Origin of the sequence: Streptomyces mauvecolor (assembly GCF_039532965.1) — a bacterium.
Lineage (GTDB): Bacteria > Actinomycetota > Actinomycetes > Streptomycetales > Streptomycetaceae > Streptomyces > Streptomyces violascens.
Genome location: NZ_BAAASQ010000009.1, coordinates 140,996 through 153,311 on the forward strand (window position 1 = coordinate 140,996; position 12,316 = coordinate 153,311).

The following is a 12,316-nucleotide window of genomic DNA, read 5'->3' on the forward strand; positions in this document are numbered from 1 at the left end:
GGAAGCTCGATGCCCACGCCGGACCAGCGACTGGCCGATACCTTCGTGATGCTCGCCCAGGCCCGGGGCGATGCTTTTGACACCACGGACTTCCTGACCATGCTGGCGCACCGCAGCGTTGAATTGCTGGGCGCCGGCGCCGCGGGGGCAGTGCTCGTCGCCACCGACGCGCACAAAGCCGTCCGGGCGGGAGCCTCGGATCCGGGTGTGGAACGGCTGGAACTGGATGCGGTCGACTGGCAGGAGGGACCCGGCCACGACTGTCGCCGTGCGGGGGAGCCCCTGCCCGACACCGCTCTCGAAGGGACACGGGCCCGGCTGCGCTGGCCGCAGTACTCCGTACGAGCACAGACGCTGGGATTCGCGGGGGTCGCGGCGCTGCCCCTGCGATGGCACGACGAGTTAGTGGGAGCACTCGTCCTGCTGCGCGTCAAATCGATCCCGCTTTCGGCGGATGCCCTCGCCCTGGGGCGGTCGCTGGCCGACGCTGCCACAGTCGCTCTGGTGAGGGAACGGGAGCTGGCCAGGAGCCGCACCCTGAGCGCTCAGCTGGAACACGCTCTGACCAGCCGGATCGTCATCGAACAGGCCAAGGGCATCCTCGCCACGCGCATGGGTCTCCCCATGGACACGGTCTTCGACCTGCTGCGCCGCTACACCCGGTCCCGTCACCTGAGGATCGCGGAAGTAGCCCGCGATGTCATCGAGGGGCGCCCGATTCCGGACTGGCCGGACCCTTGGAGGCCGCAGGCAACGAGCTCTGATCCCTCGGCGGCGCGGCCTGGCAGCGCGGGCCTCGCCCTGCCGGAGCGGCCGACGGGAGCGGCGCACGACGGCTGACGCACATGCTGGGCATGCCCCCGGGGCAGCCGGGTCAGCAGGGGTGCTGCCGCGCAACGTCGTTGGCGAGGGCTTGGCGCAGTGCCATGAGGGAGGGCAGGTCGGCCTCGGGGACGAAGCGGTCGAGCAGGATACTGACGCGCCATTGCCGGCCGTCGTGTACCGCGGACACGATGTCTGCGATGGCCCTGCGCTGGTCTTGTGAGGGCGAGTCGGTCATACCAGTCCCTGGGGTTGGAGGACCGTGGGGTCCGTGTCTCCACTTTCCTCGCTCCGAGGGAACATGGCTCTGGCATATCCCGGATCTGGCCGGGTTTCGCTCTTGGCGCCGTCCGGCGCGGACACCTTCTCTTGTGCCGAGGACGCCACCGGATACGCACGCGTCACCGCGGCCGTCCAAGACCTCTGCGCCGGCACCGGCCGTGCCACACGCTCGCACTCCGGCCGGAGCGGTTTGGCGGGTATCAGGGAGCCTGCCGCTCGGAGGTGGCGGTGGCAATGAGGAGTTGTGCGGCCTGGGTCGTGTTGTCGGCGCGGACCGCACGAGCCATGGCGGTGCGCGCGGCCTCGACGCTCGCGTGCGGAGGGACCACGAGCAGCGAGAAGTGGTCGTTGTGACCGCGGGTGATGAGGACGGTGTCGTCACCGACCGGGAAGGAGTCGAGGTGTACGACCCGGTCGTCGATCACCAGGCGCGTCGGGATTTCGTTCCAGGCGGTGGCGTCCAGACCCACGCGGGTGATGGGTCCGAGGTGCTCGGTGAGAGCGGTGATCAGAGCCGGCAGCTCTGCCGCGATGTCACGGGACCGAGGCCACCACGCGCCGTCCAGGAGTCCTTCACGGGACTGCGTCGTCTCCAGCCGGAGGAGGGCCGTTCCGGGTTTCACCGCCTGGTGGATGGCGTCCGGAAGGAGCTTCGCAGGAGTGGGGGTGTCGGATTCTGCCATGATCGGTTCGCCTGTCCGCGAGGTGTGGCGACACGTCGTCCGTCGCCCGTACTGACGTCGGCACCGCGATGGTGGCCGGTGAAATGCCGCCTTGATTCACGGTACTCCGGGTGCCTGCCGTGAGGCTCGGCACCGCCCGTCCGGGACTGCCCGTCACCTCCCGGAAAATGCCTGGTCGCGCGGCCGCTTCGGGAGCCTTGGACCGGAGTAGAGTGAGGGAACCGGGAGTATTTCGTACGCCCGCTCCCACGCGGATGTCGTTTCCGGCGATCAAAAGCACCGGGCTGTCGCAGACGGGCCCGGGGGCAGGTCCGCGCCATGACCATCACCGTCGACAGCACAGCAGTCCGCGTCCTTGCTCCACCGCTTCCGGCACGGCTGTCCCTCACACCCAAGACCACGCTCGCCGGCCAGCTCGACGGCGCCTGGTGGCCCCGCTCCCGCAATCTCGACGCCGAACTTCCGACACTCCTCGATGCCCTGGACGAGACCTGGGGGCGCATCACTCGCGTCACGGTGAACCCCACTCACTGGCCCGTGATCCCGCACAGGGTGCCCGTCACCGGGCACGCCGTACACGTGGGCTGGTTCATCGAGCAGGACCCCGACAAACTGATCCTGCTGTCCCGCAGGGGCGGCCGCTGGGACCTTCTGGTGATCCCGCCGGAGGCCGAGCCGGCAGCCGCGGCCCGGCTGATGTCCGCCGCGGCGATCCCGGGGAGCGTCCTCACCGCCGGCGCATTGCTGACCGCCGAAGCCGTGACCGGCAGTGCCGTCGAAGCCCGGGGCAGGGAAGACGCCTGGGAGACCGAAGGCGGGGCGTGCATGTCCCCGTTCGGGTACCCGATGGGATGCAGGTTCGGTCCTCCGTCCACGGACACGTGGAGGTGAGGAACATGGAGACCATCGTCCTCATCGCAGCGATCATTGTCCTGACCGGCATAGGAGTGCGCCTCGTCCAACTGCTCAATGCCCAGCACAACGCGCGGATCGCGTCCTACCACTTCGGCGACGCGCTGCCGGGTATCGGCCGACGAACCAGGAAGCACCACAGGCACACACCGGCAGCTCCCGGTCGACCGACCGACACCACCGGTCGCGCCGGCCGCAACGGCACGGGCCGATGACCCAGACCGCCCTCTGACCGGGGGCAGCGAGCGGGACGCCTCAGGCGTCCCGCCCGTCGACTTCCGTCTCGGCGCCCACCCAACCACTCCACGCACGAGAGGACGCGGTCATGGCGACACTGCGCGAGCGGAAGACCTACCGTGAGCAGGTTCTACGAGCCCTGTACGAAGCGACCGAGGGCAATCGCCTTCTCGGCGTGACCGGCGCAATGATCTGCAGCACCCTCCGGGTCCCGGAGCAGGATCTGGCCGCTGCCTGCACCTACCTGGCAGGTGAGGGCCTGATCACCGTCGACTGGGACCCGGGCAACATCCCCGCGATGGTCATGCTGACCCACCAAGGAATCCGGCTCATGGAGGCCGAGGAAGAGGAGCGCGGCTGAGCCGAGGCGTCGCCAGGGCGGGTGGTCAGTGGAGCCCCTCGCCGTGGACGGTCGTGGTCGTCGCCCAGGTGCCCGCACGCGAAGCGACATCGCGTGCTGAGACACCCTGTTTGGCAGACGTCGGCTCCCGCTCACCGAATCGGGTCGGCGCCGGCCCGAATCGCCTTCGACGTTCATGTGCCGTACCCCCGATACGCGGCTTGGGCTGTTCGCGGCGCAGGGCCGGGACTAGGCTGTCGGCACGGCCCCAGTCCCCGGCAGCGTGAGAATCCGCTCCGAGGAGGCACACGGTGTCCAGAGGTGCCAGAACTTCTCTCGTCCCCGCGGACGTGCTCCGCTCGCCCCCTGAGACGGTGGGTACACGTGTGCCTGCACGGAACAGCCACTCCTCGCCGTCGCTGCCTGTGTCCGTTCCGGACGGACAGCCCGCGCCCACCGGTGTTCGTGCGGACCAGGTGGTCGTCGTGGTCAGCGGAAGCCTTGGCCTCGCGACTGTTCCAGGAGTGCGCGAGCGCCTGTTGCGCGTGTCCCACGGCCCTGGAATCCGGTTGGTCCTCGACCTGTCGGGCGTCACCTCCTGCGACATCCTGGGCCTTGGGCTGATCATCGCCACCGCCCGCCGGGCCCGCTCCTCCGGCGGCAGCCTGCGCCTTGTCGCCCCGAGCCCTGCCGTTGCCGAGGCCCTCGGCGCCAGCGGGTTGATCCGGCTCCTCCAGGTCTCTCCCGCTCTCGACACGCAGGCCAGGACTTCGGCTACCGAGGCGACCAGCCCGGATGTCCGCGAAGCGGCCTAGGCACTCCGCCAACCCGTTGGGTCAACGGCACCGTCCGACGCCTCTGGCGCCGCCGCTCCTCTGTCGGTGTCGCCGCGGGCACCCCGACCGGGGGTGCAGATGCCGTCGGTCGGCCCGAGTGCTCATCAACGCCTCGGGTACTCGGCCGGCATGGGAGACCTCCGTACATTCGACGTGCGATTCGTCGACCGCGTACTGCCGTACGTAGGCCGTGCCGTCCGCCAGTGCGTGCTGCGTCCGGCCGTCGCGGCCGCGACGGGTTCGACAGGTCGCCGCGCTGTCCGCCGAGCCGCTCTGCGCAGCACCGGCTCGTCCATCCTGACCTGCGCCGCCATCCGTATCTCCGCCAAGGCGCTCGGCACGAGCGGGCAGCTCCGGCAGCCGCAGACCGGGGCGTTGTCGTCCGGCCGCACGGCTGGAACTGCTGCCTTCGCGGCCGCCGCCGTCCTGGAGTCGCCCCGATGGGGAGCCGTCCTCATCCCCGTCGCGCTGGTGGCCGCGGTGTCCCGCGCCCGCTCGGGCACATACCCTCCCGGCCGCGTCCTCGCGGACTTCACGATCGGCGCCGGGATCGCGGCGGTGACCTGTCACTGGTGGCCCTGCGCCGCGACGAGCCCGCCGACACCGCACGGGCGAACGTGCCCGTCCCCGCGCTGCCGGGAGGCGAAGGTCTGGTCGCGGTCGTCAACTGCGATGCGGGACACCGCCGACGCCGTGGAGGCGGGCACCGGCGGAGCCGTCGACCTGGGCAGGGTCACCGGTGACGGCCCCGACACGTACTTCCTCAACACCTTCAGCATCGGCGTCCACCCCGAACTCGTCCGGGCCCGCGAATCCCGCGAGGCATCCATAGGGAAGTGGCCCGCGCTGGCCGTGGGGCTGTCCCGGGTCCTCGCCGACGGCACGCCCATTGAGGTCAGTGTCGACGGACAGCCCCGACGGCTGTGACTGCTCCTCGCCGGCAACAGCCGCTACGACCCGCCGGGCTTCGCCCCTTCCTACCGGCGCAGCCTCGACGACGGACTGCTCGACCTGCGCATCGTCGACGGCAAGCACCCCTTCGCCCGCACCGCCTCGTCGCGGCCTTCCTCACCGGCACCCTCGCGCGCTCCCGCGTCTACCGGGAGGCCACCACGGCCCGACTGCGCATCGACGGTGTGGGCAAGGAGGGCGACTACACCCGGGACGGCGAAGTGAGCCCCGCCTCCGACACCCTCATCCTCGGCAAGGCCCCGCGTGCGCTCACCGTCTACCTGCCGACCTCCCAGTGACGCGTGCAGTGGCCCACGCCCGGGGGCACAGCGTGGTGGCGGCGCACAGGTAGATGGAGGCCATGCGCCGGAGCCCGTCCGGTTGCCTTCGGCAGAGATGAAGAGCCAACTGTCGTCTACAGGGCGCCAGTTGATGTGGTTCCGGGCGCGGCCCACTGCGGGGTGGGGCATCGCCATCCGGTCATTTCCGTCTGGTGAGTCCCGGCTGGTCTCCGCAGATCGTCCTGCCGTTCGGGGTGCGTGCGATGGAAGGTGCAGACCGAGCGTGGCGGGAATGCGCCCGCCGACCCAACATCCATTCATCCGGCCGTGGTTACGTGGCTTCAGCCGGGCCCGGGACGACTCGACGTACGCATCACCCGTAGTGGAGTGCGACGAGAGGATTCGGTGCATGCCTCAGCTACCGGGCTTGGTCGGCAGGCTGCTGGACGCTGCTCGCTGGCTGACCAGCCCGCTCGCCCCGGACGACTATCTCGGTCTGATCGATCCGCTGCTCGGCGGCCGCCATCCGGCGGGGCGCGTGATGGCGGTGCACCGGGAGACCGCGGATGCCGCCACGCTCACCATCCGGCCCGGCCGCGGCTGGTCGGGCCACCGCGCGGGCCAGTACATCCCGATCGGCGTCGAAGTGGACGGCGTATGGCACTGGCGCACGTACTCGCTCACCTCCCCACCGAGCCCGGCGGACGGACTCCTGGCGATCACTGTGAAGGCGGTGCCCGGCGGCAGGGTCTCACCGAGGCTGGTGCACCGGACTCGTGCGGGTGCGATTCTCCGACTCGGGCCAGCCCAAGGCGAGTTCGTCCTGCCGGACCCCCTCCCGCCCCGCATCCTGATGGTCACCGCGGGCAGCGGCATCACCCCGGTCATGGCCATGCTCCGCACGCTCATGGGCCACGCGTCACCGCACCCCGATGTCGTACTGGTCCACAGCGCACCCAGTGCCGCGGACAGCATCTTCGGTCCGGAACTCCGCGAGGCCCAGGGCAAGTTGACCTGGCTGACCTACGTCGAACACCACACCCGCGCGCTCGGCAGGATCACCCCGGAAGACGTGGCCCGCCTCTGTCCCGGCTGGGGCGAGCGCGAAACCTGGGTCTGCGGCCCCCAGGGCCTGCTCGACGCGATCGAGGACCACTGGAACCGGGTGCGCCTCGGCGACCGGCTCCACCTGGAACGCTTCCATCTCGCCCCGGTCCCGCCGCCCGGCCCGACAGAAGCTCCCGGTGGCCGTGTCCTGTTCACCCGGACCGGTGTCGACGCCGACGCCGACGCGTCCACTCCGCTCCTGGCCGTCGGCGAGGCGGCGGGCGTGCCGATGGCGTACGGATGCCGCCGCGGCATCTGCTTCGGCTGCCTCACCCCGCTCACGTACGGCCGTGTGCGCGACCTGCGTACCGGCGAACTCCGGGACCAAGCCGGTCAGTTGATCCAGACCTGTGTCACGGCGGCGGTCGGACCGCTCGCCCTTGAAGCCTAGGCACGCGAGGAGTACCCGTGACCGTCATCGCGAACGAGATCGCCGAAGCCGCCCTCGACGAAGAATTCGGCAGGGAACTCGACCGGATCCGTGCCGAGATCATCGCCGCGCGCGGCGCCGACGATGCCCGCTACGTCCGTACCGTGATCGCCACGCAGCGGGGCCTGGAGGCGGGCGGCAGGGTGGCTCTCGCCGTCTCGCTGTTCCCGCCCGCGTGGGTGGCGGGCACCGCCATGCTCTCCGTCGCCAAGATCCTGGAGAACATGGAGCTGGGCCACAACATCCTGCACGGCCAATGGGACTGGATGGGCGACCCGGCGATCCACTCGGCCACCTGGGAGTGGGACTTCCTCACGCCCGCCGGGGCCTGGAAGCGCACCCACAACCACCTCCACCACACCTGGACCAATGTCGTCGGCCGCGACCGCGACCTCGGCTACACCATCTTCCGGATGAGCGCGGACCAGCCCTGGCGTCCGCGCCATCTCGCCCAGCCCCTTTACAACTTCCTGCTCGCGCCGCTCTTCGACTGGGGCATCGCGCTGTACGACCTGGAGCCGGACGCGGTCGCCGCCGGTGGCAAGTCCTGGCGTGCCTTCCGCACCGACCTGACCGGGTTCCTGGCCAAGGCGCCCCGCCAACTCGCCAAGGACTACGTCCTCTTCCCGCTCCTTGCCGGCCCCTCCGCCCTGTCCTGCCTGCTCGGCAACCTCACCGCCAACACCGTCCGGAACCTCTGGTCGCACACCATCATCTTCTGCGGGCACTTCCCCGAAGGCGTCCGGACCTTCACCGAAGAACACCTCGACGGTGAGACGCGCGGCGGCTGGTACCTGCGGCAGATCCAGGGATCCGCCAACATCGATGGCGGACCCCTGTTCCACGTCCTCAGCGGCAACCTCGGCCACCAGATCGAGCACCACGCCTTCCCCGACCTGCCCAGCAACCGCTACGCCGAGATCGCCCCGCGCGTGCGCGAAATCTGTGACAAGTACGGCGTCCCGTACACCACCGGCCCCCTGTGGCGGCAGTACGCCTCCACCTGGACCCGCATCCTGCGCTTCGCCGTACCGGGCCGCTGAACCACAGAGGCCGCGATGGCTCAGATGGCCAGCAGCCGCGCTGCGGTCTCGCGGTACTGCTGCAGGGCGACGCGCAGTTCCTCGGTCTCTGCTTGGGCGTCCTGGCTCTGCCAGTTCGCGCGGAGAGTGCGTTGCCGTTCCGCGAGGGCGTTCGTCAGGAGGGTGACCATCTCGTCGACGCTGCCGTCGGCCTCCTCGACCGCGTGACGTGGGCTGTCGACGAAGTTGTTGACGGCCTGCTGGAGGCGGACGGCCAGCTTGTCCCGTTCGCCCGCCGGCAGCAGCCGCTGCTCCGAGCCCGCGGCGCCGGTGAACGGTTCGGCTGGCGCCTGGGACGGTTGTGGTCCAGTTGTCTGCGGGGCGTGCTGCTTGGTGAGATCCGGGCCTTCGGCCGCGGGTTGCCTCGCGCGTTCGGAGTCGTACAGCATTACGTGCCACTTCCCTTTGCTTGGTGTGGGCCGTGTGTGGTGGGCGCTTGGCCGTGGTCGCCGGGGGACTGCGTGCGGTGTCGGCCCGAGTCGGCTGCCTGTTCGTCGGCCAGTGCGGAGAAGAGGCCGCGGGCCTCGACCATGGCCTCGCGCATCTCTTCGGTGCTGCTCCGGCCGCGGACGGCTGTGTGCATGTCGCGATAGCCGAGGACGTGGTCGGCGTGGTGGACGGAGAGCGCGGTCAGTTGCTCGTCGAACTGCTCCCGGCCCGGGAATCCCCGGTCCTCGGCCAGTCGGGCCAGGAGCACGTCGGCCTCGGCGACCGCCTTGTGCGGCGACTCGACGAACTGCTCCTGAATCCGGGCCCATTGGGCGACGTACTGCTCGCGAGCCTCGGGTGGAAGCCGCTGCTCCTTGAGGGATCCGTACTGCCGTACGCGTTCGCTCAGTTCTTGTTCGGCGGCTTTGGCATTGCCGTTGTGGTGGGCCAGGGTGCGGCCGTACTCGGGGCCGAAGCGGCGCTTCAGCCCGCGCTCGCCACCGCGCCGGCCGAACCCGATGAAGAGGATTGCGGCCACGATCACGACAACCACGGCGATCACCACGATGGCGAACATCGACATGACGTGCCTCTCTGCTGTGTGGCTCCGAAGGTGTTCTGCTGCATTCCGTCGCCTCCTGCCGACCGGTGCTTGTGTGCAGGCCGGCCGGGGGGCGCCCACGCAACGTGGACGCCGCCCGGGGCTGACGCCCCGTTCCGCCTATCGGCGGTTCCAGGCGTAGCGGCGTCCGCCGCCGTTGCGGTGGTGACGGGAGAAGCCGAGGATCCAGAAGATCAGCAGGACGGCTGCGGCGATCCACAGGACGTGCAGGGTGAAGCCGACCCCGAGCAACAGCAGGACGAGAAGGAGAATGAGGACGATCATGGCGGAGCCTCCAGCAGTCACAGGGCCGCAAGCCCTGTTCTCCGCGGGGTCCGGGCGAAACAGAACGGGGGCGCGTCGTCCGGGGAATCCGGAACGGCATAGCCCGACGCCGTACGTGCCAGTCAACTCCGGGCGCCCTGCCCTGTCAACGCAACAGCAATACGGGCCGGTTCGCGATCCGGAACCAAGACGGCGGGAGTTCGCACGGGCTCGGCGGCCGCCTCCTCCGGCGTCGCCGACGGCAGCAGGTGGTCCTCCCACCAAGACAGGCCCATGAGCATGGCGAGCAGGACGAAGGGAGCCAGAACGGGGAACAGTAGCGCGTACATGGGTACCGCCTGTTGTCTGGAATGGCGCGCGGGCCGGTGGCAGCGGAGTCCTGCTGGTACCGCCCGGATGAGGCGCATCGAGGCCGCGTCGGGAACATGGTGCGAGGGTGCCAGGCGCCGATGTGCGCGGTGCGCTCCGGAAGGGGGGGCGCGGTAACTGCTCGACGCTGCCGGGGTCCTGGGCCGCTCCGCGCACGCTAGCGCCGCCCGTAATCTCTGAACAGACGCCAAGCCGCCAACGCTGGGCATCCGCAACCTCCTTACAGGACTAGACTGTTGAGTCAGGCCCCAGTCCCCGGTTGCGCTGATCCTTTCCGCGTCCGGAGGCCCGCCATGATCGTGCTGCTCGTTCTTCTGGTCATGGCCCTCTTCGGTCTCGGATTCGTGAATGCCCTGTGGTGGGTGCTTGGCGCTGTGGTGGTCTTCGGCCTCTTCCGTTACGGACGAGGCGGATACGGCGGATGGGACCGCGGGGATGATGCCGGGTTCCGGAACTACCGTGACTACAGGGACCGCGAGGACCGGTGGAGCCGCCGGTACGACCGCCAGCGCCGAGGTCGGTGGCTCCGCCAGGACCGCCGCGACCGCGAGCATCACGGGTGACCGTGTCAGGGGACGCCGTGCGGGATGGGATAACGGTTCATGAGGAACTCGGGGCGGCGTCCATCACCTGGGCAGGAGACGCGGCGTTGGTGGTGCAACGTCAAGCTCCGGGATGTCGCCGCGGCTCTGGTCGCCACCGCTGAGGACACGCTGCTGCCCGCGGACATGCAGCATGCACTACGTCATGCCCTGCGCCGCCTTCATGCGCCGAGCGGCCATGAGGAGCCAGCTGCCCTGCGGCCGGCACCCCAGGAGCTGTCAGTAACGACGAACTGACCGCCCCCGCCCAGCGCCGTGGCTGCCGCCTGGCCGCTGAGGCGGGTGAGCCGTCCAACCGGCCCACCGGGACGACCAGTTCGGCTGATCCCCTGCACCGTCCGAGGAGCACAGGCAGACTGTCCCTCGGACTGTCTGACATCATCCAGCCCCATCAGGTACAGCGGCAGCGCGGCAGCGTCGACTCAGGGAAGCGGGCAGGAGCGGATGAGCGAACCCGACAGCGCGACGCGGCACCACCCGGTTGTCGTCGCCCATCAATCCAGCCGTGCCGGTGACATCCAGCTGCACATCGCTGATGCGATCACCAAGTTCGCAGGCTCGATGATGTTTGTGTACCTCCATGCGGTCGGCTTCGCGGTCTGGATGCTGTTCGTGGAGTCCAACCCGTGGCCCACGCTGACCCTTGTCGTGTCCCTGGAGGCGATCTTCCTGTCGACGTTCGTCATGATCGGCCAGAATCGGCAGGCGGAGTTCCAGCAGGCCAAAGCGGATCACGACTTCGTCGAGCAGGAACTGGAGCTCAAGACCAACACCGAGCTGACCCGGGCCATCCACACGATGACCGCCGAACTCCACCGTCGGCTGATGGCGGAACCCGAGCAGCAGTAGCTCCCCTCGGTCCGGCAGCAAGCCTCGGCGGATTGCCACGTGGCCGGTCACAGCCCGAAGCCGCTGCATCTTCCGGTCCACCCCAACCGGAGGGTCGTGCCGATGAAGCGGTCCCGGGCCAACCGGTGGGCGGCAGCCGGGAATCAGCGGGCGGGGGTCAGGCGGGCCGGTGCGGGGTGGACTCCGCTTCGTCGTCGGTCCATGTGGTGGTGTCCGCGATGTGCCATCCGCCCGGGCGGCCGCGGGCCGGTGGGTCCTGTGGGTTGTAGTGGCCGGCTTCCCGGGTGCAGGTGAGCCTGACCCCGGAGGGGGAGTGGACCGTGGTGGCGTTGCACAGGTTCCCGGCTTCCCCGAGCGCCTCCAGGGCCCGGCGGCGCGCGGTGCTGTGGGCGCGAGCCGAGCGCGCGGCACGCTGGACGAAGGCCCGCAGTGCCTCCAGCTCGCCATCGGCGCCGAGCAGGTCCTCTTCCGCGCGGATGATCCGGTACCGGCCGACTCCGTACAGTCCGCCCTCCCGTTCGTTCTCCCGCAGGGCGAACATTGCGGCCTCGGCCACCGACGGCGCCTCCAGGTGCACGGTGATGGACGAGACACCAGGAAGGGAGGCGCTGATGCGTTCCGCCACGACCCGGTAGACCCGGTTCTCCTCGACCTCGACCGGCCCCTTCCCCTTCCGCTCCGCAACCTCAGCCTCGGCCGTCACCCGCTCCAGGCGCCGCAGCTCCATCTCCTGGACCCTGGAATCACGCTCCGGCGTGTAGAGGTCCATCGCCTCCTCGGCCATTACCGAGCCGATCCGGCGCCACTCCGTATGCTTCCACCGCGCCAGCCGCAGCGCCTCCAACCGCCCCGGCTCCAGTCCTCCCAGCTCCTGCGGGCCCCGCTCGGTCCCGCGCTCCCAGCCCTGCGCCGTCCTGGTCTCCGCCGCCACCTGCTCGCGGGTCATCCCGGTGGCCTTCCGCTGCACGTTTTTGCGGACGATTTCCTGTGCCGTGTACCTCTGAACAGGCATTTGCGTTCCGTCTCGACTGTGAAGCTCAGCGCGGTGGAACTCCTGGAGCTGTCACCCGGGGGAGCTGAAATTCTCACCTCCCTCCATGCTGCACCTCCAAGAGACACCCCGAGCTGTTCACACAGCAGTCCCTGCTCCCTGCGGGGCCCATGTGGCCGATTGCCGGGTGGCGGGCGGTGCAGCCGGTGGCCATTGCTGATGCTCGG

At 69.8% G+C, this 12,316-nt stretch carries 16 protein-coding genes; 10 read left to right on the forward strand and 6 right to left on the reverse strand.

The features are described from left to right. The first annotated feature begins 9 nt into the window (after positions 1-9). Complete coding sequence (locus ABD346_RS13025; RefSeq protein WP_344374638.1) at positions 10-840, forward strand: ANTAR domain-containing protein; 831 nt, start codon at positions 10-12, stop codon at positions 838-840. 34 nt (positions 841-874) lie between these two features. Here the strand turns inward: ABD346_RS13025 and ABD346_RS13030 are convergent, their stop codons facing one another. Next, positions 875-1,012, reverse strand: a complete 138-nt coding sequence (locus ABD346_RS13030) for a hypothetical protein (RefSeq protein ID WP_344374640.1) — start codon at positions 1,010-1,012, stop codon at positions 875-877. Between the two features lie 292 nt (positions 1,013-1,304). Beyond that, a complete protein-coding gene (locus tag ABD346_RS13035) occupies positions 1,305-1,787 on the reverse strand; it encodes a DUF5994 family protein (protein WP_344374641.1) in 483 nt (160 codons plus the stop codon). A 318-nt stretch (positions 1,788-2,105) separates the two neighbouring features. On the opposite strand from ABD346_RS13035, the gene ABD346_RS13040 reads away from it, so the two are divergent. From ABD346_RS13040 to ABD346_RS13070, 7 genes are all read left to right on the forward strand, one after another. Next, positions 2,106-2,678: a DUF5994 family protein gene (locus tag ABD346_RS13040; protein ID WP_344374643.1), complete on the forward strand. Its 573-nt coding sequence runs from the start codon at positions 2,106-2,108 to the stop codon at positions 2,676-2,678. A gap of 5 nt (positions 2,679-2,683) precedes the next feature. Then, positions 2,684-2,914, forward strand: a complete 231-nt coding sequence (locus ABD346_RS13045) for a hypothetical protein (protein ID WP_344374645.1) — start codon at positions 2,684-2,686, stop codon at positions 2,912-2,914. A 110-nt stretch (positions 2,915-3,024) separates the two neighbouring features. After that, positions 3,025-3,297, forward strand: a complete 273-nt coding sequence (locus ABD346_RS13050; RefSeq protein ID WP_053725830.1) for a hypothetical protein — start codon at positions 3,025-3,027, stop codon at positions 3,295-3,297. A gap of 365 nt (positions 3,298-3,662) precedes the next feature. Beyond that, complete coding sequence (locus ABD346_RS13055; RefSeq protein WP_344374647.1) at positions 3,663-4,091, forward strand: STAS domain-containing protein; 429 nt, start codon at positions 3,663-3,665, stop codon at positions 4,089-4,091. Between the two features lie 150 nt (positions 4,092-4,241). Further along, positions 4,242-5,039 (forward strand): diacylglycerol kinase family protein, encoded by a 798-nt coding sequence (locus ABD346_RS13060; RefSeq protein WP_344374649.1) that lies wholly within the window; start codon positions 4,242-4,244, stop codon positions 5,037-5,039. 714 nt (positions 5,040-5,753) lie between these two features. Then, positions 5,754-6,842, forward strand: a complete 1,089-nt coding sequence (locus ABD346_RS13065) for a ferredoxin reductase (RefSeq protein ID WP_344374650.1) — start codon at positions 5,754-5,756, stop codon at positions 6,840-6,842. A 17-nt stretch (positions 6,843-6,859) separates the two neighbouring features. Further along, positions 6,860-7,924, forward strand: a complete 1,065-nt coding sequence (locus ABD346_RS13070) for a fatty acid desaturase family protein (RefSeq protein ID WP_344374652.1) — start codon at positions 6,860-6,862, stop codon at positions 7,922-7,924. Between the two features lie 20 nt (positions 7,925-7,944). Here ABD346_RS13070 and ABD346_RS13075 read toward each other — a convergent pair whose 3' ends face one another. The 3 genes from ABD346_RS13075 to ABD346_RS13085 all read right to left on the reverse strand — a co-directional run bounded on the left by ABD346_RS13075 (position 7,945) and on the right by ABD346_RS13085 (position 9,278). After that, complete coding sequence (locus ABD346_RS13075) at positions 7,945-8,352, reverse strand: hypothetical protein (RefSeq protein WP_344374653.1); 408 nt, start codon at positions 8,350-8,352, stop codon at positions 7,945-7,947. Further along, complete coding sequence (locus ABD346_RS13080) at positions 8,352-8,975, reverse strand: hypothetical protein (protein ID WP_344374654.1); 624 nt, start codon at positions 8,973-8,975, stop codon at positions 8,352-8,354. The genes ABD346_RS13075 and ABD346_RS13080 overlap by 1 nt, the downstream gene beginning before the upstream one ends. A 138-nt stretch (positions 8,976-9,113) precedes the next feature. Continuing rightward, a complete protein-coding gene (locus tag ABD346_RS13085) occupies positions 9,114-9,278 on the reverse strand; it encodes a hydrophobic protein (protein ID WP_344374656.1) in 165 nt (54 codons plus the stop codon). A gap of 662 nt (positions 9,279-9,940) precedes the next feature. Here ABD346_RS13085 and ABD346_RS13090 point away from each other — a divergent pair. Further along, a complete protein-coding gene (locus ABD346_RS13090) occupies positions 9,941-10,210 on the forward strand; it encodes a hypothetical protein (protein ID WP_344374657.1) in 270 nt (89 codons plus the stop codon). 483 nt (positions 10,211-10,693) lie between these two features. Then, positions 10,694-11,098, forward strand: coding sequence for a DUF1003 domain-containing protein (locus tag ABD346_RS13095; RefSeq protein ID WP_344374658.1), 405 nt, complete (start codon positions 10,694-10,696; stop codon positions 11,096-11,098). Positions 11,099-11,255: 157 nt separating this feature from the next. Here the strand turns inward: ABD346_RS13095 and ABD346_RS13100 are convergent, their stop codons facing one another. Continuing rightward, positions 11,256-12,110, reverse strand: coding sequence for a hypothetical protein (locus ABD346_RS13100; protein ID WP_344374660.1), 855 nt, complete (start codon positions 12,108-12,110; stop codon positions 11,256-11,258). Positions 12,111-12,316: the final 206 nt, after the last annotated feature.

Coding starts and splice junctions, on each gene's coding strand:
- ABD346_RS13075 (WP_344374653.1), bottom strand. CDS start 8,352: ATGCTGTACGACTCCGAACGCGCGAGGCAACCCGCGGCCGAAGGCCCG.
- ABD346_RS13085 (WP_344374656.1), bottom strand. CDS start 9,278: ATGATCGTCCTCATTCTCCTTCTCGTCCTGCTGTTGCTCGGGGTCGGC.
- ABD346_RS13065 (WP_344374650.1), top strand. CDS start 5,754: ATGCCTCAGCTACCGGGCTTGGTCGGCAGGCTGCTGGACGCTGCTCGC.
- ABD346_RS13050 (WP_053725830.1), top strand. CDS start 3,025: ATGGCGACACTGCGCGAGCGGAAGACCTACCGTGAGCAGGTTCTACGA.
- ABD346_RS13060 (WP_344374649.1), top strand. CDS start 4,242: ATGGGAGACCTCCGTACATTCGACGTGCGATTCGTCGACCGCGTACTG.
- ABD346_RS13045 (WP_344374645.1), top strand. CDS start 2,684: ATGGAGACCATCGTCCTCATCGCAGCGATCATTGTCCTGACCGGCATA.
- ABD346_RS13035 (WP_344374641.1), bottom strand. CDS start 1,787: ATGGCAGAATCCGACACCCCCACTCCTGCGAAGCTCCTTCCGGACGCC.
- ABD346_RS13100 (WP_344374660.1), bottom strand. CDS start 12,110: ATGCCTGTTCAGAGGTACACGGCACAGGAAATCGTCCGCAAAAACGTG.
- ABD346_RS13095 (WP_344374658.1), top strand. CDS start 10,694: ATGAGCGAACCCGACAGCGCGACGCGGCACCACCCGGTTGTCGTCGCC.
- ABD346_RS13040 (WP_344374643.1), top strand. CDS start 2,106: ATGACCATCACCGTCGACAGCACAGCAGTCCGCGTCCTTGCTCCACCG.
- ABD346_RS13080 (WP_344374654.1), bottom strand. CDS start 8,975: ATGTCGATGTTCGCCATCGTGGTGATCGCCGTGGTTGTCGTGATCGTG.
- ABD346_RS13025 (WP_344374638.1), top strand. CDS start 10: ATGCCCACGCCGGACCAGCGACTGGCCGATACCTTCGTGATGCTCGCC.
- ABD346_RS13090 (WP_344374657.1), top strand. CDS start 9,941: ATGATCGTGCTGCTCGTTCTTCTGGTCATGGCCCTCTTCGGTCTCGGA.